Annotated in this window: 25 protein-coding genes; 11 read left to right on the forward strand and 14 right to left on the reverse strand. The window is 56.6% G+C overall.

Going from position 1 to position 21496, the window contains the following annotated elements; all coding sequences use genetic code 11:
• The first annotated feature begins 89 nt into the window (after positions 1-89).
• Positions 90-920, forward strand: coding sequence for an undecaprenyl-diphosphate phosphatase (locus ACA048_RS13840; RefSeq protein ID WP_497629631.1), 831 nt, complete (start codon positions 90-92; stop codon positions 918-920).
• Positions 917-1348: a DUF1294 domain-containing protein gene (locus tag ACA048_RS13845; RefSeq protein ID WP_497629633.1), complete on the forward strand. Its 432-nt coding sequence runs from the start codon at positions 917-919 to the stop codon at positions 1346-1348. Before ACA048_RS13840 ends, ACA048_RS13845 begins: the two co-directional genes overlap by 4 nt.
• Here ACA048_RS13845 and ACA048_RS13850 read toward each other — a convergent pair.
• Positions 1345-1704, reverse strand: a complete 360-nt coding sequence (locus ACA048_RS13850; RefSeq protein WP_497629634.1) for an MmcQ/YjbR family DNA-binding protein — start codon at positions 1702-1704, stop codon at positions 1345-1347. The genes ACA048_RS13845 and ACA048_RS13850 overlap by 4 nt on opposite strands.
• Positions 1701-2609 (reverse strand): LysR substrate-binding domain-containing protein, encoded by a 909-nt coding sequence (locus ACA048_RS13855; RefSeq protein ID WP_497629635.1) that lies wholly within the window; start codon positions 2607-2609, stop codon positions 1701-1703. The genes ACA048_RS13850 and ACA048_RS13855 overlap by 4 nt, the downstream gene beginning before the upstream one ends.
• A gap of 129 nt (positions 2610-2738) precedes the next feature.
• Between ACA048_RS13855 and ACA048_RS13860 the strand changes: the two genes are divergently transcribed.
• Together ACA048_RS13860 and ACA048_RS13865 are read left to right on the forward strand one after the other, a co-directional pair.
• Positions 2739-3350: an FMN-dependent NADH-azoreductase gene (locus tag ACA048_RS13860; RefSeq protein WP_497629636.1), complete on the forward strand. Its 612-nt coding sequence runs from the start codon at positions 2739-2741 to the stop codon at positions 3348-3350.
• 252 nt (positions 3351-3602) lie between these two features.
• Complete coding sequence (locus ACA048_RS13865; RefSeq protein WP_497629637.1) at positions 3603-4640, forward strand: alpha/beta hydrolase family protein; 1038 nt, start codon at positions 3603-3605, stop codon at positions 4638-4640.
• A 127-nt stretch (positions 4641-4767) separates the two neighbouring features.
• On the opposite strand, the gene ACA048_RS13870 is transcribed toward ACA048_RS13865, so the two are convergent.
• Positions 4768-5955: an MFS transporter gene (locus ACA048_RS13870; protein ID WP_497629638.1), complete on the reverse strand. Its 1188-nt coding sequence runs from the start codon at positions 5953-5955 to the stop codon at positions 4768-4770.
• A gap of 279 nt (positions 5956-6234) precedes the next feature.
• Positions 6235-7824, reverse strand: coding sequence for an ABC-F family ATPase (locus ACA048_RS13875; protein WP_084321611.1), 1590 nt, complete (start codon positions 7822-7824; stop codon positions 6235-6237).
• Positions 7825-8320: 496 nt separating this feature from the next.
• Here ACA048_RS13875 and lpxO point away from each other — a divergent pair, with 496 nt between their 5' ends.
• Positions 8321-9220: a lipid A hydroxylase LpxO gene (gene lpxO / locus ACA048_RS13880; RefSeq protein ID WP_497629640.1), complete on the forward strand. Its 900-nt coding sequence runs from the start codon at positions 8321-8323 to the stop codon at positions 9218-9220.
• Between the two features lie 131 nt (positions 9221-9351).
• Here lpxO and ku read toward each other — a convergent pair whose 3' ends face one another.
• Entirely contained in the window at positions 9352-10200 is an 849-nt protein-coding gene (gene ku, locus ACA048_RS13885) for a non-homologous end joining protein Ku (RefSeq protein WP_497629641.1), read from the reverse strand.
• 189 nt (positions 10201-10389) lie between these two features.
• Between ku and ACA048_RS13890 the strand changes: the two genes are divergently transcribed.
• Together ACA048_RS13890 and ACA048_RS13895 are read left to right on the forward strand one after the other, a co-directional pair.
• Positions 10390-10728 carry a hypothetical protein gene (locus ACA048_RS13890; protein WP_497629643.1) on the forward strand — a complete coding sequence of 113 codons (339 nt, stop codon included), beginning with the start codon at positions 10390-10392 and terminating at the stop codon, positions 10726-10728.
• Positions 10729-10753: 25 nt separating this feature from the next.
• Positions 10754-11902, forward strand: a complete 1149-nt coding sequence (locus ACA048_RS13895) for a PQQ-dependent sugar dehydrogenase (protein ID WP_497629644.1) — start codon at positions 10754-10756, stop codon at positions 11900-11902.
• A gap of 5 nt (positions 11903-11907) precedes the next feature.
• Here the strand turns inward: ACA048_RS13895 and rimI are convergent, their stop codons facing one another.
• The gene (gene rimI / locus ACA048_RS13900) at positions 11908-13017 is read right to left on the reverse strand and encodes a ribosomal protein S18-alanine N-acetyltransferase (RefSeq protein WP_497629645.1); all 1110 of its coding nucleotides are present in this window, start codon (positions 13015-13017) and stop codon (positions 11908-11910) included.
• A 92-nt stretch (positions 13018-13109) separates the two neighbouring features.
• On the opposite strand from rimI, the gene ACA048_RS13905 reads away from it, so the two are divergent.
• Together ACA048_RS13905 and ACA048_RS13910 are read left to right on the forward strand one after the other, a co-directional pair.
• Positions 13110-14684: a RimK family ATP-grasp domain-containing protein gene (locus ACA048_RS13905; RefSeq protein WP_497629646.1), complete on the forward strand. Its 1575-nt coding sequence runs from the start codon at positions 13110-13112 to the stop codon at positions 14682-14684.
• Between the two features lie 7 nt (positions 14685-14691).
• Positions 14692-15615 (forward strand): magnesium transporter CorA family protein, encoded by a 924-nt coding sequence (locus ACA048_RS13910; protein ID WP_497629647.1) that lies wholly within the window; start codon positions 14692-14694, stop codon positions 15613-15615.
• Between the two features lie 111 nt (positions 15616-15726).
• Here ACA048_RS13910 and ACA048_RS13915 read toward each other — a convergent pair whose 3' ends face one another.
• Both ACA048_RS13915 and eco read right to left on the reverse strand, forming a co-directional pair.
• On the reverse strand, positions 15727-16044 hold the full coding sequence (locus ACA048_RS13915; protein WP_497629648.1) for a DUF2834 domain-containing protein: 318 nt from the start codon (positions 16042-16044) through the stop codon (positions 15727-15729).
• 138 nt (positions 16045-16182) lie between these two features.
• A complete protein-coding gene (gene eco, locus ACA048_RS13920) occupies positions 16183-16665 on the reverse strand; it encodes a serine protease inhibitor ecotin (RefSeq protein WP_497629649.1) in 483 nt (160 codons plus the stop codon).
• 284 nt (positions 16666-16949) lie between these two features.
• Here eco and ACA048_RS13925 point away from each other — a divergent pair, with 284 nt between their 5' ends.
• The gene (locus ACA048_RS13925; protein ID WP_497629651.1) at positions 16950-17213 is read left to right on the forward strand and encodes a DUF1652 domain-containing protein; all 264 of its coding nucleotides are present in this window, start codon (positions 16950-16952) and stop codon (positions 17211-17213) included.
• Here the strand turns inward: ACA048_RS13925 and ACA048_RS13930 are convergent.
• Both ACA048_RS13930 and ACA048_RS13935 read right to left on the reverse strand, forming a co-directional pair.
• Positions 17210-17605: a hypothetical protein gene (locus ACA048_RS13930; protein WP_497629652.1), complete on the reverse strand. Its 396-nt coding sequence runs from the start codon at positions 17603-17605 to the stop codon at positions 17210-17212. The genes ACA048_RS13925 and ACA048_RS13930 overlap by 4 nt on opposite strands.
• Positions 17606-17695: 90 nt before the next feature.
• Positions 17696-17962, reverse strand: coding sequence for a DUF2790 domain-containing protein (locus ACA048_RS13935; protein ID WP_140668709.1), 267 nt, complete (start codon positions 17960-17962; stop codon positions 17696-17698).
• Positions 17963-18466: 504 nt separating this feature from the next.
• Here ACA048_RS13935 and ACA048_RS13940 point away from each other — a divergent pair.
• On the forward strand, positions 18467-18763 hold the full coding sequence (locus tag ACA048_RS13940) for a hypothetical protein (protein WP_497629653.1): 297 nt from the start codon (positions 18467-18469) through the stop codon (positions 18761-18763).
• A gap of 61 nt (positions 18764-18824) precedes the next feature.
• Here the strand turns inward: ACA048_RS13940 and ACA048_RS13945 are convergent, their stop codons facing one another.
• Genes ACA048_RS13945 through ACA048_RS13960 form a run of 4 tightly spaced genes read right to left on the reverse strand, consistent with a single transcriptional unit; the run spans position 18825 to position 21491 of the window.
• Entirely contained in the window at positions 18825-19475 is a 651-nt protein-coding gene (locus tag ACA048_RS13945; protein ID WP_497629654.1) for a DUF2931 family protein, read from the reverse strand.
• 21 nt (positions 19476-19496) lie between these two features.
• Positions 19497-20147 (reverse strand): DUF2931 family protein, encoded by a 651-nt coding sequence (locus ACA048_RS13950; RefSeq protein ID WP_497629655.1) that lies wholly within the window; start codon positions 20145-20147, stop codon positions 19497-19499.
• Positions 20148-20165: 18 nt separating this feature from the next.
• On the reverse strand, positions 20166-20819 hold the full coding sequence (locus ACA048_RS13955) for a DUF2931 family protein (protein WP_497629656.1): 654 nt from the start codon (positions 20817-20819) through the stop codon (positions 20166-20168).
• A gap of 18 nt (positions 20820-20837) precedes the next feature.
• Positions 20838-21491 carry a DUF2931 family protein gene (locus tag ACA048_RS13960; protein WP_497629657.1) on the reverse strand — a complete coding sequence of 218 codons (654 nt, stop codon included), beginning with the start codon at positions 21489-21491 and terminating at the stop codon, positions 20838-20840.
• Between the last annotated feature and the right edge of the window lie 5 nt (positions 21492-21496).

Genomic DNA, 21496 nt, shown 5'->3' on the forward strand with positions numbered 1-21496 from the left:
CACGCGCGGTACTTCAGCTACGCTCAGCGCGATGAACGTTTAAAAATACTAACGGGGCATGCCTGGGGGCATCGCTTCTTGGGGGATTGATGGATCTGTGGACCGCCTTTCAGGCATTGATACTTGGCGTAGTGGAAGGGCTGACGGAGTTTCTGCCCATTTCCAGTACCGGGCACCAAATCATCGTGGCCGACTTGCTCGATTTCGGTGGTGAACGCGCTATCGCGTTCAACATCATTATCCAGTTGGGTGCGATCCTGGCGGTGGTGTGGGAGTTCCGCCGCAAGATTCTCGATGTGGTCACCGGTTTGCCGACGCAACCGAGCGCTCGACGTTTCACTGCCAACCTGTTGATTGCTTTCATGCCGGCCGTGGTACTGGGGGTGATTTTCTCCGACTTGATTCACCATTACCTGTTCAACCCGATTACCGTCGCCACGGCGCTGGTGGTGGGCGGGATCATTATGTTGTGGGCCGAGAAACGCCAACATGAGGTGCATGCCGAAACTGTCGACGAGATTACTTGGCAAGATGCGCTGAAAGTCGGTTTCGCCCAGTGCCTGGCGATGATTCCCGGTACATCGCGTTCCGGATCGACCATCATTGGCGGGTTGCTGTTCGGTCTGTCACGCAAGACTGCTACCGAGTTCTCGTTCTTCCTGGCGATGCCGACGATGGTCGCTGCGGCGGTGTATTCGGGTTTCAAATACCGTCACTTGTTCGTGCCAGCGGATTTTCCGGTGTTCGCGATAGGTTTCGTGACGGCCTTCATCTTCGCGATGATTGCCGTTAGAGGCCTGCTCAAGTTCATCGCTAGCCACAGCTACGCGGCGTTTGCCTGGTATCGCATCGTGTTCGGCCTGGTCATTCTGGCCACCTGGCAGTTTGGCTGGGTCGACTGGTCCGCGGCCAAACCATGAGTGACGCCGGCACGCGCAACACCCCCGGACGCAGGTCCGGGGGTGAGAACATTCAGAATCTACGGCTGAAACTTCTGGTTTTTGGAGTGCTTTGCGCGCTGCCGATATTTGGTTCGGTGTCGCTCTGGCTGCGTGGGGTGTCGTTGATTCCGCTGGCGGCGTACGGAATCGTCAGTGTGCTGGCGTTTTTCCTGTACTGGAGCGACAAGCGCAAGGCCCGCGCTGACAGCTGGCGTACGCCGGAAAACGTCTTGCACGCGGTTGAACTGGCGGGTGGCTGGCCCGGTGCGTTGCTGGCCCAGCAGGTGTTTCGACACAAGACCCGAAAAGTCTCCTATCAGCTGCTGTTCTGGCTGATTGTGTTGCTGCACGAGGTGTTCTGGATCGACCAGTTGTTCCTCGGCGCGAACCTGCTGGCATTGTTTTAAAGCAGCAGTCCCACTTGGGTGCGCTTGGGCAACTTGCTCGCCACCAGTTGGTGGGAACGTTGCAACAAGCCTTGCAGCTCTTCGGCGCCCAGCGGGTAGGGCGTTTGCATGATGATCCACTGGGCTCTCGCCAAATAGGGAGCCGGGTGGATGCCCGGCCGGTCGCAATGCCCCAGAAACAAGTCCTTGTCGACTTTGAAGGCAAGGGAATCGCCGCGCAGGTTTTGCAGCGCAAACATCTTGTTCCCGGCAATCGAAAACACCCGCACACCGCCCCACTTATAGTCCTCCCGCGCGCCCGGCAGCGCGAGACAGAACTGTGCGACGTCCTCTTCGCTCATACGTGCCGCCTTCATATCAGTCGGTCCCCACAGGCGTTGAATGATTCGATCAAATGGTCGAGCCAGGCACGAACCGCCGGCATCACCCCGCGCCGGTGAGGGTAGACCGCTTGCAGCCAGCCGCCAGGCAATGACCATTCGGGTAGCAGTTGTACCAGCGAGCCCGATTCCAGCTCCTGCTCGCAATACATCATAGGCAGCAAGGTAAAGCCCTGACCGGCGAGGGTGCAGGCCTTGCGCACGATGAAGTCGTCGATGCCCAGCCGCGCTTCCAGGCTGAGCTCAAGACTTTTGCCCTTTTGATCCAGCAGGCGGATATGCACCATGCGGTCGGCTTCGAGGGCTCCGAGTATTGGCAGGTTCTTCAGGTCTTCGGGGTAGTTGATTTCCCGTCCGTGCAAAAATTCGGGGGTGGCAACCATTACCATTTGCGCCTGACGCAAGCGTCGAGTGACCAATAACGGATCTTCGTCGCCCAACTCACGCACGCGCAAGGCGACGTCGACGCCTTCAGTCACCAGGTCGACCCGACGATTGACCAACATGACTTCCAGCTGTACCTGGGGGTATTTTTCAAGAAACCGCGCGATGACCGTCGGCAGCCTCTCATGCGCCAGGCCGACGGGGCAGGACACCCGCAGTCGCCCGCGCGGTTCACTGGACATGCTGGCCACCGCTTCATCCGCCATTTCGGCTTCCAGCAGCATTGCCTGACAGTGCCGCAGGTAGCGCTCGCCCACAGCCGTCAGTTTGAGTTGGCGGGTGGTGCGTTGCAGCAGACGCGCGCCAAGGCGTTCTTCCAGTTCGGCAATGCGCCGTGACAAGCGCGATTTGGGTATCCCGAGCAAACGCCCGGCGGCCGCGAAGCCGCCGGCTTCAACCACCTTGGCAAAATAGTAGAGATCGTTGAGGTCTTGCATGACGGTAGTCCGATTGTTCTATCAGTGGGACGAACTATCGCATTGTTGCGGTCTAATCAGTTATTGGTTTCGTCTGTAGGATTCTTTCCATCAGATCGCCCCGTGGCGGTCCTCACTTGGAGATCCCACATGAAACTGTTGCATATCGATTCGAGCATTCTTGGTGACAACTCGGCTTCCCGTCTGCTGAGCAGTGAAGTCGTTAAAGCCTGGCAAACCGCAGAGCCGAACGCCGTGGTCACTTACCGCGATCTGGCCGCCGATGCCATCAGCCATTTCTCCGCCACGACGCTGGTCGCCGCCGGTACTACTGCCGAACTGCGCAACGCCGCGCAACAGCACGAAGCCGAGCTAAGCGCCACCACCCTGGCCGAATTCCTCGCCGCCGATGCTGTCGTGATTGCCGCACCGATGTACAACTTCACCATCCCGACCCAACTCAAGGCCTGGATCGATCGCGTCGCCGTTGCCGGACAGACCTTCCGTTACACCGAAGCCGGCCCAGAAGGCCTGTGCGGTGGCAAGAAAGTCGTGATTGTTTCGACTTCCGGTGGCCTGCATGCCGGTCAGGCCACGGGCGTGGCTCACGAAGAGTACTTGAAAGTGCTGTTCGGCTTCATCGGCATCACCGACATCGAGTTCGTCCGTGCCCACGGCCTGTCCTACGGTGATGAAGTGCGTACCAAAGCCATGAGCGACGCTCAAGCGCAAATCAGTGAGCAATTGTTCGCCGCTGCGTAAGGCTTGCGTAGAAGACGTCAATCTGCTCAGGCAATACCCCAAAAAACTCTGTATTCTGATCACGCAAGTGCCAGATGCGGAGTTTTTTGTTTCTGGCTATTTCAGGTTGTGGCCCAGGTTATGCAAGTACGGAGTTAACGTCCCCGTTCTGCAACGATCTTGGTGGCCGCAAATTGCTGGTACAAGGCCGCTGCCTCGATAAACCGAGGACAACGGGCTTTCCGGTCAAGTAACAAATGGTGGGGCATCCTTATGGTGCGTCTTTGTGCAGCGTTACTGTTTTGCCTGCTCAGCAGCCTGAATTCAGTGCACGCCGCGCCTGCGCCGCATCCAAACTGGAGCGTCGGCTTCCATGAGATGAGTTTTCTCGACCCCCTAGATTTGCAACCGATGCACGCCATCGCGTTCTATCCCTCCAGCGCCAGGGAACACACCAGTAATATCGAGGGCTACACGGTCGAAGCCGGGGAAGACATTCCTGTGGCAATCGGGCGCTTCCCGATGCTGATGCTGTCCCATGGCAATACCGGAACCCCGCTGGCCCTGCATTACCTTGCCACCTCGCTGGCGCGCAAAGGCTTTGTGGTGGTCGCGGTGATCCATCCCGGCGACAACTCCAAAGACCACAGTCGCCTCGGTACGCTGAGTAACCTTTACGGCCGGCCCATCCAGATTTCCGAAGCCATTACCGCCACCTTGGGCGATCGCATGCTCGCGCCGTTCGTCAATGCCAATCAGGTCGGGGTGATTGGCTATTCGGCGGGCGGTGAGACGGCGTTGATTCTTTCAGGTGCCACGCCGGATCTGGATCGCCTGCGCCGCTATTGCCAGGAGCGTCCGGACGACCACGATGCTTGCAACACCCAAGGCGAACTGATCGTCGACCGCGATGACCTGCAACCCGTGGCCGACCCGCGCGTGCATGCCTTGCTGTTGATGGCGCCGTTGAGTTTGAAGTTCGGCCGTCAAACGCTGGCCGACGTGCATGTGCCGGTACTGCTTTACAGTGGCGATGGCGACAAACTGGTGGCGTTCGATAAAAACGCTGCGGCGCTTGCGCGTAAACTGCCGATCGCACCGGATTTCAAATTGCTGGCTGGCGCGGGGCATTTCGTGTTCATGGCGCCGTGCAACGAAGAACAGATCATCGCCATGCCGGCACTGTGTACCGACGCCGATGGTGTCGACCGTGAAGGCATTCATCGCGACATGATTTCCGAGGCCGGGCGTTTCTTCACTCGCTCGCTGGGCATCGCAACCCGAGCGGGCCTGCAAACCGCTGATCAATAAGATAATCCCTGTAGGAGCCGAGCTCGCTCGCGATGGCGGCCTGTCCGGCGACACATGAATTGAATGTGACGCCGCCATCGTCGGAACGCCGCCCGGAGCAAGCTCGGCTCCTACAGGATTGTGGGTGTCAGGCCATCGCGCGGCGTTTCAGTAACAGGGTCAGCGCCAACCCGGCCACCGACAACAACGCCGCGCTAAAGAAAATCCACGTATACCCCAGGTTCAACGCCACCGCGCCCATCAACGGCCCGGCGATTGCCAGCGCCAGATCAAAAAACACCGCATAGGCACTCAAACCTGCGCCGCGACTGGAATTGGGCACCTGTTTGATCGCTTCAACACCCAGCGCCGGATAGACGAGCGACAAGCCAAAACCGGTCAGGCCTGCGCCGATCAAGGTATAGCCGGTCGAAGGGGCCAGCCACAGCAGCCCCAGGCCCACGGTTTCGATGCTCATGCAGACAATGGCTGAAGTGAATCCGCCGAAACGGCTGATACTGGAGATGAACAGCAGTCGCGCCAAAATAAAGCAGACACCGAAAACGGTCAGACAATACGCGGCGCCGGCCCAGCCACGGCTGACGTAATACAGGGTAATAAAGGTGGTTAGCGTGCCATAGCCGATGGACGCCAGGCTCAGGCTCGCACCAAATGGCGCGATGCGCCCGAACACGGCCCAAAAGGGCAGGCGCTCGCCGCGAATCACCGGCACCGATGGTTTGTTGCGGATCAGCAGCAGCGCGGCAAGCGCCAACAGTGACAGCGCGATCCCCAAACTGGCGAAACCATACTCGGCGACCATCACCACGCCCAGCGGCGCGCCAATGGCGATGGCGCCGTAAGACGCGATGCCGTTCCAGGAGATTGAACGGGCCGTGTGTTGAGCCCCGACCTGGCCCATGCACCAACTGATGGTGCCGACGCCGATCAGTCCTTGGGCGATCCCGAGCAACAAGCGACCGGCGATCAGGACCAACAGACTGAGCAGCGGCATGCTTTGCAGCAACGTCGAAATCAGCGTCAACACGCCACTCAGCACAATCCCCGACAACCCGTAAACAATCGCCCGCTTGGTACCGATGCTGTCCGACATACGCCCGGCCATGGGCCGGCTGAGCAGGGTCGCCAAGTATTGCGAGCCAATGGTCAGCCCCGCGATGATCGCGCTGAAGCCCAGTTGTTCATGAACATAGCCCGGCAACACCGCAATCGGCAGGCCGATGCAGAGGAAGGCAATAAAGGTATAAAAAACGATGGAGACGATCTGCAGGGTGATCGCCAGGGAGCTTTGCGGGGGCTGTTGCTGCGCAGACATGTGAGCTCGTTCGCGGGCGGCGGTGGGAGAGCTGCATCATGGCTTGGGTTGAAAACAAAAGGAAGCAGGCTAACTATTTTGTCTGACTATTTTTGGTTGTCCTTTAGGGCCCCTTCGCGAGCAAGCCCGCTCCCACATTTGCCCGCATTCTTACAGGGAAAACTCGGTCAAATGTGGGAGCGGGCTTGCTCGCGAAGGTTTCAGCACCAGAAAAACTGTCGGCCATGAAATGCAAAAAGCCCCGTCACATGGACAGGGCTTTTCAGTTTCCGCAGGTGCTTAGAACACTACACCCTGGCTACGCAGGTAATCGTCATAAGTACCGCTGAAGTCGATCACGCCACTAGGGCTCAACTCGATAATGCGGGTCGCCAACGACGAGACGAACTCACGGTCGTGGCTGACGAAGATCAGCGTGCCCGGGTAGTTCTCCAGCGCCAGGTTCAGCGCCTCGATGGATTCCATGTCCAAGTGGTTGGTCGGTTCGTCCATGATCAGCACGTTCGGCTTTTGCAAGATCAGCTTGCCGAACAGCATGCGACCTTGCTCACCACCGGAGATGACCTTGACCGACTTCAGAATCTCGTCGTTGGAGAACAGCATGCGACCGAGGGTGCCGCGCACCAGTTGCTCGCCGCCCTGAGTCCACTGACCCATCCAGTCGAACAGGTTGCAGTCGTCTTCGAAGTCGTGGGCGTGGTCCTGGGCGTAGTAGCCCAGTTCCGCGGCGTCGGTCCACTTCACCGTACCGGCATCCGGGGTCAGTTCGTTGACCAGGGTGCGCAGCAGGGTGGTTTTACCGATACCGTTCGGGCCAATGATCGCCACGCGCTCGCCAGCTTCAACCTGGAAGCTGAAGTCCTTGAACAGCGTCTTGCCGTCGAAGCCTTTGGCCATGCGTTCGACGATGACCGCCTGACGGTGCAGCTTCTTGGTTTGTTCGAAACGGATGAACGGGCTCACACGGCTCGAAGGCTTGACCTCGGCCAGTTGGATCTTGTCGATCGCCTTGGCGCGGGAGGTGGCCTGCTTGGCTTTCGAGGCGTTGGCCGAGAAGCGGCTGACGAACGATTGCAGTTCCGAGATCTGCGCTTTCTTCTTGGCGTTGTCCGACAGCAGTTGCTCGCGGGACTGGGTCGCCACGGTCATGTACTCGTCGTAGTTGCCCGGGAACAGACGCAGCTCGCCGTAATCCAGGTCAGCCATGTGGGTGCACACGCTGTTCAGGAAGTGACGGTCGTGAGAGATGATGATCATCAGGCTGGAGCGCTGGGTCAGCACGTTTTCCAGCCAGCGGATGGTGTTGATGTCCAGGTGGTTGGTCGGTTCGTCGAGCAACAGCACTTCAGGATCGGAGAACAGTGCCTGCGCCAGCAATACGCGCAGTTTCCAGCCTGGAGACACTTCGCTCATCGGGCCAAAGTGTTGCTCGATGCCAATACCCAGGCCCAGCAGCAATTCACCGGCACGGGATTCGGCGGTGTAGCCGTCCATTTCGGCGAATTCAGTTTCCAGCTCGGCCACGGCCATGCCGTCTTCTTCAGTCATTTCCGGCAGCGAGTAGATACGGTCGCGCTCGGCCTTGACCTTCCACAGCTCTTCGTGACCCATGATCACGGTGTCGATCACGGTGAATTCTTCGTATGCGAACTGGTCCTGGCGCAATTTACCCAGACGCACGTTCGGCTCGAGCATGACCTGGCCACCGGAAGGCTCAAGGTCGCCACCGAGGATTTTCATGAAAGTCGACTTGCCGCAACCGTTGGCGCCGATCAGGCCGTAGCGGTTGCCCGCGCCGAATTTGACCGAAACGTTTTCGAATAGCGGCTTGGCGCCGAACTGCATCGTGATGTTAGCTGTAGAGATCAAAGGTTTTTCCTGCGAAGCATTCAGAGTAGCTAGGGTTGCGGCAGCACCGATTCAGTACCCGTTTCCGGTATTCAAACCATGGGAAATGCATCCCGGTCAGAAGCGGAAGGTCCATCTGGCAATAAGTGGACAGCAGCATATGGAGCGCTTGGCCCGAGTCGAAGTGCGCTGAGACGGGGTTCATTCCCGTCATCAACCAAGGGGGGCGCGTAATGTTTGGCGGCGATTGTACTGGTCTGGCTCTTTAAACGATAGGGCGTTGAGACCGCTCGGGCGCATTGACGGTATCAGCGGACAGATTTTCACATCTGGAGGCTAACTATTTGTGACAAACACTGGCCAAAATGCGATTTTTCAACACGATGCCGACAGCCGGTACAGGTTCGACGACGGTGTTATCGGGCCCGCTGTTTCGTTTTCAGACGCTGCACAAGTCCATTGGCCGACAGGCTGGCAGGGAAGGCAGTTTGTTCACTTCTGACGTGTGACGATTTCTGTGAAACTGATCATTGCCTTTATTTACGTTGCCTCTATTGCGTACGTCCACCTGCGCGGTCGCGTGCGCCACAAGCTGGGCCGCCAACTGAGTGATCACTCTACGTTCCTGGCGCCGCTCAATTGCTTCCTTTATCTGTTTTCGAAAATCCCCAACAAACCCTATCTCAATCCAGCGGACTTCCCTGACCTAAGCCCGTTGCAGACGCATTGGGAAGAAATCCGTGCCGAAGGCCAGAACCTGCTGAAGGCGGGGGACATCAAGCGCTCGGATCAATACAACGACGTCGGCTTCAACTCGTTCTTCAAGACGGGATGGAAGCGGTTTTACCTGAAGTGGTACGGCGACAGCCATCCTTCAGCGATGAAACTCTGCCCGCGCACCACTGAACTGGTGCAAGGCATCGGCTCGATCAAGGCGGCGATGTTCGCCGAACTGCCACCGGGTTCCAGGCTGGTCCGGCACCGCGATCCTTATGCCGGTTCCTACCGTTATCACCTGGGCCTGGAAACGCCGAACGATGCCGGTTGCTACATCAATGTAGACGGCGAGAACTACCACTGGCGCAATGGCGAAGCGGTGATGTTCGACGAAACGTTCATTCATTACGCGGAAAACACCACGCAACGGAACCGAATCATTCTGTTCTGTGATGTCGAGCGTCCGATGAAATACCGCTGGGCGGCGGCGTTTAACGGGTGGTTCAGCCGTAATGTGATGTCGGCGGCCAAGGCGCCGAATGATGAGGGTGACAGAACCGGAGGAATCAACCGTTTGTTTACCAGGATCTACAAGATTCGTTTGCGGGGCAAAGAGCTGAAGAAGCGTAATCGCAGGCTTTATTACCTCGAAAAGTGGGCGATCTTTGGCGGGTTGCTGGCGGTGTTTGTGTTGATCTGAGTTTAGTGCGATGGCGTCTGACGCCTTCGCGAGCAAGCCCGCTCCCACATTTGATTCGCGGCGAACACAAATCCCCTGTGGGAGCGGGCTTGCTCGCGAAGAGGCCCTGACAGCCACCACAAAACAATCAATCAGCCCCGCGAAGTCTTGGTCGCTTTTTTCTGAGCTGCCGGCTTGGCTTTCCCGGCACCTTTACTTCCCAAGCTACGTTTGAGCAATTCAGTCAAATCAATCACATCCGCCGTTTTCCGCTCCTCTTCACCCGTCGCCGTCTCGACATCCTCAATCTTGCCTTCATTGGCCTTTTTCTCGACCAGCGCCATGATCTTGTCTTCGAAACTGTCGCGGTAGTCTTCAGGTTTCCAATCCGCACTCATGTCCTGCACCAAGCGCTTGGCCATATCAAGTTCACCCTTGGCCAGTGCGGGCTTGGTCACTTCGCTGCCCAACTCCAGCGTCTCGAGGCTGCGCACTTCCGCCGGCCAACGCAACATCACCAACACCATCGCCGATTCCAGCGGCATCAACGCCGCCAAGTGCTGGCGTGTGTGCAACACAACGTGGGCGAGCGCGACTTTATTGGTTTTGCTCAGTGTTTCACGCAGCAGCGCGTACACCTTGCCGCCGCGTTTATCCGGAGCAAGGTAATAGGGCGTATCGATGTTTTGCAGGGGAATCTGCTCACTGTCGACAAAGGAAAATATATCAATGGTTTGCGTGGATAACGGGTGCGCCGACTTGATTTCCTCTTCACTGAGGACCACATACCGACCCTTTTCGTACTGCACACCTTTGACGATGTGCTCCTTGGTGACTTCCTTGCCGGTGACCTTGTTCACGCGTTTGTACCCGACCGGCTCCATGCTGCGGCTGTCGAGCCAGTCGAAATCCACCCCTTGGGAAGACGTCGCCGACACCAGCGCCACAGGGATATGCACCAGCCCAAAACTGATTGCGCCTTTCCAGATTGCCCGTGCCATGGTCGTCTTCTCGCGAGTGATGTTCAGGTGACCTGTGGCCTGGCGCAAAAGTTTCAGCGGGTTGCGGAGCCCAGCCGGGCGGGGTGGTCGTCTCGTGTTACATCTTGTGAAGGAGGTTTTAGTTAACAAATCCGAACCTCGGGCGTAGCGTGATATCGAAGACCCTAACCACGTCGAGAGGCTCACTTCATGAACAGATATGTGCTCGGCTGCTTCGCATTGCTAGCGCTGAGCGGTGTTACCCAGGCATCACCCTCGTCATCATTGATCCTGGCCCAAAGCCCGACGGGGGTTTCGAGCAATCCTTACAACAGCCCGATTCGCCGCGCCAACCCGAACAGCATGCAAGGCTCTCAATCCAGCGCCCCGGCTATTCGCGGGCCCAACACCATGCCGGTGCCGCGTCCTCCGACACTGGAAAACGGCGGCATCGGCAATCGTTATCCCCAAAGCCAACCGGCCCCCGCCAGCCCACCGAAATTCATTCCCCATCCACCTCAGCGAGATGCAGACACCAGCAACCGTTGAGCCGGAACGACAAAAGGAATCGTGAATGTTGCGTAAAACCCTCCTGGCCACGCTGTGTGCCAGCGCATTGATCACCTCTGCGCCCGTTTTCGCGGAACCGGTTCAGGATCTGCAAAGCGAACAGGGCACCCTCGAAGTCACCACGGTCACCAAGGGTTTGGAACACCCGTGGTCGCTCGCGTTCCTGCCGGATCGCAAGGGTATGCTGATCACCGAACGGCCCGGTAACCTGCGCGTTATCAGCGTCGACGGCAAAATCTCCAGCCCGATCGATGGTGTGCCGAAGGTGTGGGCCAAAGGGCAGGGTGGCTTGCTGGATGTGGTGCTGTCCCCCGACTTCCGGCAGGACCGAACGGTTTATCTGTCGTATGCCGAAGGGCGCGGCGCGGGTGACAAGGCAGGCACGGCGGTAGGTCGGGGGCAATTGTCCGAAGACCTGAAAACCCTGAAGGATTTCAAAGTGATCTTCCGCCAGGAGCCGAAGCTCTCTGTCGGCAATCACTTCGGTTCGCGACTGGTGTTCGATCGTGACGGTTATCTGTTCATCACCCTCGGCGAAAACAATGACCGGGCAACGGCCCAGGACCTCGACAAGCTGCAAGGCAAAGTCGTGCGGATCTATCCGGACGGCAAGGTACCGGACGACAACCCCTTTGTCGGTCAATCCGGTGTGCGCCCGGAGATCTGGTCCTATGGCCAGCGTAATCCGCAAGGTGCGGCGCTCAATCCGTGGACCGGGGTTCTCTGGGAGAACGAACACGGGCCACAAGGCGGAGACGAACTGAACATCATCGAACGCGGCAAAAACTACGGCTGGCCACTGGCAACCCACGGGATCAATTACTCCGGCGATCCGATCCCGGAAGCCAAGGGCAAGACCGTCGAAGGCACCATTGCGCCGCACCATGTCTGGGAAAAGTCCCCGGGCCTGAGCGGGATGGCGTTCTACGACAGCGATCGTTTCAAGGCCTGGCAGCACAATGTGTTTATTGGTGCGCTGGTGAGCCAGGAATTGATCCGTTTGCAGTTCGATGGCGATAAAGTGGTTCACGAAGAGCGCCTGCTCGGTGAACTCAAGGCGCGGATCCGTGATGTGCGACAAGGCCCGGATGGGTACTTGTATGTATTGACCGATGAAGACGACGGCGCGCTGTACAAGGTCGGCCTGAAGTAACCCAGCTACAGGGCCGGTTCAGCGTTGCGGTAGAGAATCACCGCCGCCCGCAACTTGCCCCGGCCAAAGCTGCTCATCTTCTCGAATTCCCCATGGCTGACCGGCAGATGCTGGCAATCCATGGGCTGGCGATGCTGGCTGTGGTCGACGTCCGGGTCATGCAGGTAAACGAACTCCTCATCGCAATCGGTGACGATGACCCAATGCGGTGATTTGGAGCGCGTCAGCCGATAGCTGCTGATCAACACCAGCGGCTGGCCGCCGTCATTCAGCAAACCCGGGAGGTCGAGCGGACCACCGATCACCTGTTCGACATCCGTGGTGTGCAACTGCGCGGTGAATTCTTCGTGCACCAGGCGCATGACGTCTTTTTTATGCTCATTACGCACCCCATCGAGAAACAACGGCCCCGTCATGCTCAGTTGCAGACGTACGCCAAATCCGCGATTCCAGGCGGCTAACGCCAAGCCTTGGGGGCTGCAACCACCGTGACCTGACGTCATGAACACGGTCGTCGCCTCGCGCCAGATTTGTAGCTCTTCGCGGCGCTCCAGTTTCCGGTCTTTTTGTAACGCGCCCATGGCCATCATCAAACAGGCCGGGCCACAGGTGAAATCGGTGGTCTGCGGGTAGTAAGGCACTTTGATGTTTCTTGAGTCGCGGTGCTGGAGAATGCGCTTCTCCAGCCGCAGTGCATCCGCATGATCCTGGTAATAGTCATGAATCAGCGCGAAACGCCGGTAACCGTTGCGCTCATAAAGGGCAATCGCCGCCGGATTATCCATGCGCACCTCCAACCGTACGTAAGCGCAGTCGTGCTCCAGCGCACAGGACTCGATGCGTTGCAGTAACTGTTTACCCAACCCGCTACCGCGCGCTTCGGCAGCAATCGCAATCGAATAGAGCCGGGCCAGCGACGTGCCCCGATGAAACAACACTACGGCGTAACCGACCAGGTGCTCGCCGCGCTGAGCCACCAGCAATTGCCCGTGAGCCCGGGTGATCATCCATTGAAAGCTACGGCTGGTGAGCCGGTCCGTGGTGAAACATTGCTGTTCAAGTGCCAACAACGCAGGTAAGTCTTCAACTACCGCCAAGCGAAAGACAAGATTCATATGACCGCCGTAAAAGTTGCGTAACGAAACGGGACTTTCGAAAAAGTTCGTGCTTAATAGGAAAGGTCTTGTTCTCCAACGGATCAATCACTATGTCAGCGGTACAAGGTCATTGGCGCGAAGTATCCGAGCAAACTTCGCCGGCGGCAACTTTTTTAAACGAAGCAGTCAGCACTTCAAGCCAGTTGATTATCATCGTCGAACGCAAGGAAGACTGGGCCTCCTACTTTCCCAGTGAGGACGTCGTCACGGCCCAGGAATACCTCGAAAAGGCCCACGACAACGGGCAAGGCAAACGGGTCCAGGTGATCAACCTGTGCCGCAGCTACAAGTACCTGGGGCACGGCTATTACTGCTCGCTGCTGGCGGAAGCGCGGGGGCACAAGGTCATTCCGTCGGTACGCACCATCAGCGAACTGACTAAAAAATCCCTATATGGCCTTGCGCTGGACGATTTGGAAAAACCTCTGGAAAAAGCCCTTGCTCATCACCTTTACAGCGATACCGAAGGCTTTACCCTGACGTTGTATTTCGGCAAAACCAATATCGAACCCTTGCAGGATTTAGCACGACAGTTATTTGAAGTTTTTCCATGTCCCATATTGTTAGTTGAGTTCCGTCGAACTAACGGCTGGCACATTGACGGCGTAAGGTACGGTGCGCTGCATAAGTTGCGAGAGGACCAGGAAGATCAATTCGCCCACTCGCTGGACAGTTTCAGTCGCAAGATCTGGCGTATGCCGCGCTCACGGCGTCTGGCCCGTTATGACCTGGCAATCCTCCACGATCCCCAAGAAGCATTGCCCCCGTCCAACCCCAAGGCGCTGGATAACTTCGTTCGCGTCGGCAAGACCTTGGGCATTGATGTAGAGCTGATCGAACGCAAGGACTACGCGCGCATCGCCGAGTACGACGGTTTGCTGATCCGGGAGACTACAAGTGTCGATAACCATACCTACCGTTTTGCCAAGAAAGCCGAGAGCGAAGGGCTGGTGGTGATGGATGATCCGGCCTCGATCCTGCGCTGCACCAACAAGGTGTACCTGACTGACCTGCTCAAAAGTCATCAGCTCGGCATGCCGGCCACCGAAATTCTCTACAAGGAGCGACCGGAAGATTTTGAGCGGGTTGGCGAACGTTTGGGTTTTCCATTGGTGCTGAAGATCCCGGACGGTTGTTTCTCACGGGGTGTGATCAAGGTCGAAAGCCAGCAGGCCTTGCTCGAAGCCACTGCCGAACTGTTCGAACACTCGGTGCTGTTGCTGGCACAGGAGTTCTTCTACACCGAGTACGACTGGCGCATCGGCGTACTCAACCGAAAGCCGATCTTTGCCTGCCAGTACTTCATGTCCAAGGGCCACTGGCAAATCTACAACCACAAGGCCAAAGGTCAGGACATCAATGGCGAATGCCGCACCCTGGCAGTCCACGAAGCCCCGCGAGCGGTGGTGGAACTGGCGGTGAAAACCGCCAACCTGATTGGCGACGGACTTTACGGCGTCGACCTCAAACAGTCGGGCGACAAGGTCGTGGTCATTGAGGTCAACGACAACCCGAACATGGACGCCGGCATCGAGGACGCCTACCTGCAAGACGATTTGTATTCGTTGGTGCTGGAAGAGTTCGTCCGCCGGCTGGAGCTCAAACGTCGTGGCCAGGCCTGGTGATCGCTCGATGATCAAGAGCTTTCAACTGACCCACGGCGCCCTGCAATCGGTCGAACGGCTGGACGCCGAAGTGATGCTGTTCAGCAACCCTGATGCCGCCGAGCGGGATCTGTTGCACAGCCACTTCAAACTCGATGAACACGCCCTGGCGTCGGCGCTGGACCCGGACGAGGTGTCGCGCATCGAGTTCCATCCCGACAATCTGTTCCTGATCTGGAAACGCCCGGAAAACTATTCCGGCGCCGACAGCCTGGCCTTTGAAGTGTCGTCGTGTGGGTTGTTGTTTTGCGAGCATCGACTGCTGGTGATCGCCACCGACGATTCGCCGCTGCATGGGCTCGGCACCCGGCAGCGGCTAAACACGCCGCTGGATGTCTTGCTCGATCTGCTGTTCAACAACATCCATCACTATTTAGGACACCTGAAGGTGATCAAGCTGGTTGCCCGGGAGTTGCAGCAGAAATTCAACGCCTCGATGCAAAACCAGCATCTGATCCAGATGTTCAACCTCAGCGAGAGCCTGATCTATTACATCAACGCGATTCACAGCAACGGCGCGGTCCTGACGCGACTGCGTAATCACGCGGCCAAGGAAACCTTCAGCGCCGAAGCCATCAGCCTGATCGACGACCTGATCATCGAAAACAACCAGTGCTACAAGCAGGCGGAAATCTACTCCACGGTGTTCTCCGGGCTGATCGACGCCCGGGGCAACCTGATGAACAACAGCATGAACAACCTGCTGCGCAAACTGACGCTGATCAACGTGGTATTTCTGCCTTTGAACCTGGTCGCCAGCATTGGCGGCATGTCCGAGTTCAGCATGATGACCGCAGGCACGCCGTGGTGGGTGTCGTATCCGTTGTTTTTGAGCGCGATGATGCTGGGGGCGGGGGTGATGGTGTTGGGGCTCAGGCGGTTGGCCAAATGAATGCTTTGGCAGGTCCGGCCCCTTCGCGAGCAAGCCCGCTCCCACTTTCGACCGAGTATTGCCCGAAGGACGCGATCAAATGTGGGAGCGGGCTTGCTCGCGAAGGCGATTTCAAGAACACACTTTCCGATCCTGCAGCCCCCGAACGACGAGATACAACAAAGGCCCCACAGACACAAAAATCGCCGTAATCAACAGATAGGGAATTACCGCCCCAACAGACCAGCGCCGCTTGCGCGCATCCTTGTACATCCAGACCCCCGCCAGCGTCGCCAGCAGGTAAAGATCAATCACCACCTGCGCTGTATCAGGTCGCGACAGCAGGCTGAGACCGAAATCAACCAACGACTGTTCAGCCTGGAGCATCACCGAAACGGTGTACCCGGCAAAGGCGATCAAGGCAACGAGGGGCAGGGCGACAGACTTCATGGTTTCCTTCCTTGGACATTGAGCAGAATCAGCACCCTGCACATCGACTCAGGGGCTAACATCAACTTCGACAGTGTGAGCGCCACGTGGCCGAGCGCGCTGCCGCGAGCGGCGCCGCGGCGTGAGCCGGGTGAGGTGTTACTCCTGAACGGCTTTCTCAACCTTGCTCGACGCCGACCAGATCCGGTAGCGCACTTCGATGTCTTTTGGCACGTAAAGCACAATCGGCAATTTGCTGTTGTAACGTAGCAAGAAGCCGTCGCCGACCACGGGTACGAAGTCTTTTTTGCTTGTGCCGTCCGGGCAGGCCATCAGTGTGCTCATCGGGCCGATGACTTTTTCCAGTCGGTAGAACGGGTAGCCCCAGCCTTCCAGGTTTTTCTCTTCAAGCATCCCCCCTAGACGTTGGCGATTGCAGTCCACGGTCAGGGACTTGCCGGCGAGGATTTCGACCTGAAAGTCGTCTTCTTTCGTTCGCGGAGCGAGGTGAATGACCTGGCGGGTAAAGCCGCTTTCAGGCTTGGGGAAGGGGGCGATGGTTTCAAGTGTTGCGGCATGTGCGATGGTCGACAGTCCGGCAACCATTAGTCCGACAGTTGTAGTAAAGGTCAAAGAACCCATGATGCCTCCTTGCTTGTAATCAATTCGTGGCGCCATTCTTACTGCGCTCAGGCCCTAATGCAAACCCGGCGCTATCAGACGGCAATTTGCAACGCCTTCCAGGGCCCCTCATGCAGATTGCACGGCAGTTTTATTAAGTCTTGCGGCTAAATCATTGATTTGCCGATGAACTGCACGGCGAAATCCAAGGCATGTTTTATGCTTCAGATGTTCTTAATCTGGCCGAGACTGCACATGAGCCAGAGTCGATTGTTCATTGGCTGTCTCACAAAGGAGGGGTCGCCATGTTTCTTTCTGCCTTGGAACTTCGCAACATCATCGAAAACAGCTTTTTGCCCAAGCGTTGCCAATGCACGCTGTCCCCGGATTTATTGATGACGATAAAAGTGTACGCGGATGGCAAGACCGATCTGCTGGATCTGCACGTGACCGGGATTGATGCCAAGCCGCTGAATGGCTGTCGGGAAATCAACGAATTGATCGCCGGGCTGCGCACCAGGAAACATCCTGAGCTCTTTTCTCCACCTCGGGCGAGTAGGGCGCTTTAACCTGCTGTTTCGAGTTCCACCGACAGGCGCCGGGTCTGAAGAAACCCCAGGCCTAGCGCCAACTCCACCAATACCGCCAGCAAAATGCCCGGCCCGGTATGGCCGTTGAGCCATTCGCCGAAACCCAGTGCCGCCAGACCGAAACAGCCGACCATGAATCCGCTGCTTAATGCGCTGCGGATGACGGAGGGTGGTTCGTTTCGAACCCAATAAAAGATCAACCCCAACGCTGCGAATACCACCGCGATGCGTCGCGAAACAACGCCTGTCGCCGAGGAATATTCAATGCCCCAAATTGCCAGCAGCCAGTCCGGCATCAAACCCCAGACCAGCGCCAGCACCAGACACAGGGCGGCGGTGAACATCGATAACGTACGAAACGACAACTGCATAGCGAATCCTTGCGGCAGTGAGGGAGGCGCTAAAGCATAACGCCAGATCCCTCACAGTAAAACCGCCAGGTTTCGAATCAGACCTTTCCGTCAGTTTTGCAAACTGCACGCGTCGGAAAGTTTCTTGTAGCTGATTTCTTCGGGCTTGCCCGACGTGTCGATGTACTTCATGTCGGCAGTAATCACTTTGCATTCATTGGTCGTCGGCTCTGTCAGCGCCACGACTTTGCCGACATTGAGCGCCATGCCGTAGTGATAGGGCGTGGCTTTGGATGTGGATGTGTCGTTGGCCTGGGCAAGCCCGGCAAATGCGGTGCAGGCGAGAGCAGAGGCAAGGAGCAGCATGCGAGTGTTCATGTGACGATCTCCAGTGCAGACGGAAGTCAGTTCGACGATCAACATCAAACCTGCCGCACTGGGCATCAGAAGAGTCTGAGGGCGTGCGGTCCAGTAGAGTTTTGGACCGCGGCGTTAAGCGATGGTTAACCCACCTGAACGCCGCCTGTCGCGCGGGGTGGTTTCTGACGGATGTTTCGTTAGGAAAGGGGGTACGGAGTCTTCGGCCGGGTCCTACAGGATCAGGCGCCTTATCGACTTTCGCCTGCTGGGGGGAGCGATTACTGTTGGGGCTCGCTGCAAAATCAGCGATCGGGTTTGGTCACCTGATGCCATCACACATATGTGTGCCATCATTCGCGCTGCGGACATCCAAGTCCTCGTAGTGTGTTGCAATGGCGGCTGTGTGCTGGACGCCTTCGGGCGAACCGATGTGATGGTATCGGTTGACCAAGCCTGTACACAGCCGCCTCCCATCGTTTGGTCACGGTGCTGGCGTTACTTATTAACCATCGAGTAATCACAATGCCAACGTTCAAACCGTTTCCAGATCGCTATCGTTCACTCAACAGCGGCGTTACCGATTCAAGTCCTTTGCTGATCGACACCGAAGCCAACCCCCAAGACATATTCGAAGCCGGGTTACAGCGCGTACGAGCCTCTACCCAGCTACTTGAAACGCTTCATTGCCTATGTTTCAGACACAGCGATGTTCAAGATATTCCGCACATTACTCACGCGCTTTACTTGCTGACACAGGATGGGTTTGACCTGTTAACGGTTGCGCAACAGCGAATGATAGGGTGGAAGGCGCCGGTCTGACGACTGACCTATATAAAACAATCCAGCGCTCGCAGGCGCTGGATTTTGTATTGAGTCACGATTACCAAGAACCATATGGCACATCAAATTTTTCGATGTAGGCTTTTGATACAGCGGAGGGCGGGTCGTATTGCCCGCCAGATTTACCTTCATTTGGCCCACGCGTATCAACTTCGGCTTGTACCCGTGTGACCTCTATAGGGAGAATGCAAGGGCCGATTACCCATACTTTGGCAATGCCTCCAGGCGCAAGGCCTATGACCAATGCCTCGCGGTAATCTGTTATCCATTTACCATCAAAGGCGCAAAAAACCTTTTCTTCCTTGCGCATGATCTTTCTGGTTGACTCGGGAATATCAATGGTCATTTGGTACGTTTGGGGCTCGACCAATGACTGCCAACGAACATAGATTTGCTTTGGCAGATCCGCTCGCAGAACATATTTGCCTTTCCCCCATCCAGGCTTTGCAGGCCAACCTTTAAGATCGCCAGTGCTGTTGGCAGGGCTCCGTATTGCGGCGTTACCGCTCATGGCACGGTTATAGACATTCCCCTGAATATCTATAACGTCTGCTGTTTCGATCCAGACCTCCATATAGTCAGGCACGAAAAAGCCCAGTCGCCACGCGTCATAAGGCAATGACCTGCTATAGGCAGATGTGCAACAACTGAGCAAAAATGCGCAAATTGTAGTTCTCAAATAGCTATTCATTGGACCGCTCAGGATCTATTGCTACCAAGAACCAAACGGAACACCAAATTTTTCAACATAAGCTTGTGATACCGCTGACAGAGGGCGGTGTTTTCCCCCAGATTCCCCTTCATATGGTCCACGTGGATCAACTTCGGCTTGTACTCTGGTCACTTCAATTGGTGTCAAGCAGGGACCGAGTACCCAAACTTTGGCGATGCCGCCAGGGGCCAGACCAACCACAATTGCCTCGCGGTAGCCCGTAATCCACTTTCCATCGGCAGCACAGAAAGTCTTTTCACCCTTTCGCATGATCTCTCGGGTTGACTCGGGAATGTCGATAGCCATTTTGTATGTTTGGGGCTCAACCAGTGATTGCCAGCGAACATAGATTTTTTTCGGCAGATCTGCCCCCTTTACGTACTTACCTTTACCCCAGCCGGGCCTTGCGGGCCAACCTTTAGGATTTCCAGAATTATTGGGGGGCGTCTGCATGGCCGCGATGCCACTCATGGCACGCCTATAGACGTTGCCCTGGATATCTATCACATCAGCTGTTTCGATCCAGACTTCCATGTAGTTAGGTGCGGAAAAACCCAAGCGCCAGGCTTTGTAAGGCATTGAATCGCCATTGGCTAATGCGCAGCCACCAAGCAATAACGCACAGAAGGTAGGTCGTAAATAATTAATCATTAGAGCGTCACCGCTCTGTCACTTCCAAGAATCATAGGGAACGCCAAATTTCTCAACGTAGGCTTTGGAAGCGGCGGAAAGGGGGCGGTAGTGACCTCCAGACTTACCTTCGTATGGGCCACGCGGATCAATCACGGCTTTTACCGTAGTCACCTCAATCGGTGTCATGCACGGACCGCCAACCCAGACTCTGGCGATACCTCCGGGGACTAGCCTTATGCCGATTGATTCACGATAACCAGTTATCCATTTCCCATCCGCTGAGCAGAAAACCTTTTCACCCTTGCGCATAATTTCCCGAGTAGCCTCAGGGATTTTAATCACCATCAGGTAGGTTTGCGGTTCAACCTGCGACTGCCAGCGGACATAAATCTCTTTAGGCAAATCGGCCCCTGTCACACGTTTTCCGCTGCCAGCAGGCCCTCTTTTGGGCCAACCATTTGGATTGCCAGCGTTGTTGGGAGGCGATTGCATTGACGCGATACCGCTCCCCGCACGCGGAAACACATGGTCCTGAATGTCGACGACATCGGCTGTTTCGATCCAGACCTCCATGTAGTCAGGAGCCGAGAACCCTAGAGTCCATGCTTTGTAAGGCAATGAACTGCTGCTAGCAAATGTGCAGCCACTGAGCAATAACGCGCAGAAGGTAGGTCGTAAATAACTAATCATTAGAGCGTCACGGCTCTGTCACTTCCAAGAATCATAGGGCACGCCAAATTTTTCAACATAGGCTTTGGAAACGGCGGAAACGGGGCGGTAGTGACCTCCAGACTTACCTTCATATGGGCCACGCGGATCAATCACGGCTTTTACCGTAGTCACTTCGATAGGTGGCAGACAGGAACCGCCCACCCAGACTTTAGCAATGCCTCCAGGAGCCAACCCTATATCGATCGAATCGCGATATCCTGCGATCCATTTTCCATCAAATTTACAGAAAGCTTTCTCACCCTTGCGCATGATCTCCCTAGTTACCTCCGGGATTTTAATCACCATCAGGTAGGTTTGTGGTTCGGCCAGAGATTGCCAACGAACATAGATTTGATTCGGTAAGTCGGCTCCCGTCACACGCTTGCCACCGCCGATGGCGGCTCTTTTAGGCCAGCCTCGTGGGTCGCCGGAATTGTTCGACGGCTTTAATATGGAGACAACGCCACTCATCGCACGTGGATATACATGGTCTTGAATATCGACAACATCGGAGGTTTCGATCCAGACCTCCATGTAAGCGGGGGCCGAGAACCCCAAGTACCAGGATTCGTAAGGCATTGACTGGCTATTCGCAAATGTGCAGCCACTGAGCAATAACGCGCAAAAGGTAGGTCGCAAATAATTGATCATTAGAG

Source organism: Pseudomonas sp. LBUM1659, assembly GCF_059716045.1.

Bases quoted from the DNA above. Each gene is read 5' to 3' on its own strand.
- ACA048_RS13840 (WP_497629631.1), top strand. From the start codon at position 90: ATGGATCTGTGGACCGCCTTTCAGGCATTGATACTTGGCGTAGTGGAA.
- ACA048_RS13845 (WP_497629633.1), top strand. From the start codon at position 917: ATGAGTGACGCCGGCACGCGCAACACCCCCGGACGCAGGTCCGGGGGT.
- ACA048_RS13850 (WP_497629634.1), bottom strand. From the start codon at position 1,704: ATGAAGGCGGCACGTATGAGCGAAGAGGACGTCGCACAGTTCTGTCTC.
- ACA048_RS13855 (WP_497629635.1), bottom strand. From the start codon at position 2,609: ATGCAAGACCTCAACGATCTCTACTATTTTGCCAAGGTGGTTGAAGCC.
- ACA048_RS13860 (WP_497629636.1), top strand. From the start codon at position 2,739: ATGAAACTGTTGCATATCGATTCGAGCATTCTTGGTGACAACTCGGCT.
- ACA048_RS13865 (WP_497629637.1), top strand. From the start codon at position 3,603: ATGGTGCGTCTTTGTGCAGCGTTACTGTTTTGCCTGCTCAGCAGCCTG.
- ACA048_RS13870 (WP_497629638.1), bottom strand. From the start codon at position 5,955: ATGTCTGCGCAGCAACAGCCCCCGCAAAGCTCCCTGGCGATCACCCTG.
- ku (WP_497629641.1), bottom strand. From the start codon at position 10,200: ATGGCACGGGCAATCTGGAAAGGCGCAATCAGTTTTGGGCTGGTGCAT.
- ACA048_RS13890 (WP_497629643.1), top strand. From the start codon at position 10,390: ATGAACAGATATGTGCTCGGCTGCTTCGCATTGCTAGCGCTGAGCGGT.
- ACA048_RS13895 (WP_497629644.1), top strand. From the start codon at position 10,754: ATGTTGCGTAAAACCCTCCTGGCCACGCTGTGTGCCAGCGCATTGATC.
- rimI (WP_497629645.1), bottom strand. From the start codon at position 13,017: ATGAATCTTGTCTTTCGCTTGGCGGTAGTTGAAGACTTACCTGCGTTG.
- ACA048_RS13905 (WP_497629646.1), top strand. From the start codon at position 13,110: ATGTCAGCGGTACAAGGTCATTGGCGCGAAGTATCCGAGCAAACTTCG.
- ACA048_RS13910 (WP_497629647.1), top strand. From the start codon at position 14,692: ATGATCAAGAGCTTTCAACTGACCCACGGCGCCCTGCAATCGGTCGAA.
- ACA048_RS13915 (WP_497629648.1), bottom strand. From the start codon at position 16,044: ATGAAGTCTGTCGCCCTGCCCCTCGTTGCCTTGATCGCCTTTGCCGGG.
- eco (WP_497629649.1), bottom strand. From the start codon at position 16,665: ATGGGTTCTTTGACCTTTACTACAACTGTCGGACTAATGGTTGCCGGA.
- ACA048_RS13925 (WP_497629651.1), top strand. From the start codon at position 16,950: ATGTTTCTTTCTGCCTTGGAACTTCGCAACATCATCGAAAACAGCTTT.
- ACA048_RS13930 (WP_497629652.1), bottom strand. From the start codon at position 17,605: ATGCAGTTGTCGTTTCGTACGTTATCGATGTTCACCGCCGCCCTGTGT.
- ACA048_RS13935 (WP_140668709.1), bottom strand. From the start codon at position 17,962: ATGAACACTCGCATGCTGCTCCTTGCCTCTGCTCTCGCCTGCACCGCA.
- ACA048_RS13940 (WP_497629653.1), top strand. From the start codon at position 18,467: ATGCCAACGTTCAAACCGTTTCCAGATCGCTATCGTTCACTCAACAGC.
- ACA048_RS13945 (WP_497629654.1), bottom strand. From the start codon at position 19,475: ATGAATAGCTATTTGAGAACTACAATTTGCGCATTTTTGCTCAGTTGT.
- ACA048_RS13950 (WP_497629655.1), bottom strand. From the start codon at position 20,147: ATGATTAATTATTTACGACCTACCTTCTGTGCGTTATTGCTTGGTGGC.
- ACA048_RS13955 (WP_497629656.1), bottom strand. From the start codon at position 20,819: ATGATTAGTTATTTACGACCTACCTTCTGCGCGTTATTGCTCAGTGGC.
- ACA048_RS13960 (WP_497629657.1), bottom strand. From the start codon at position 21,491: ATGATCAATTATTTGCGACCTACCTTTTGCGCGTTATTGCTCAGTGGC.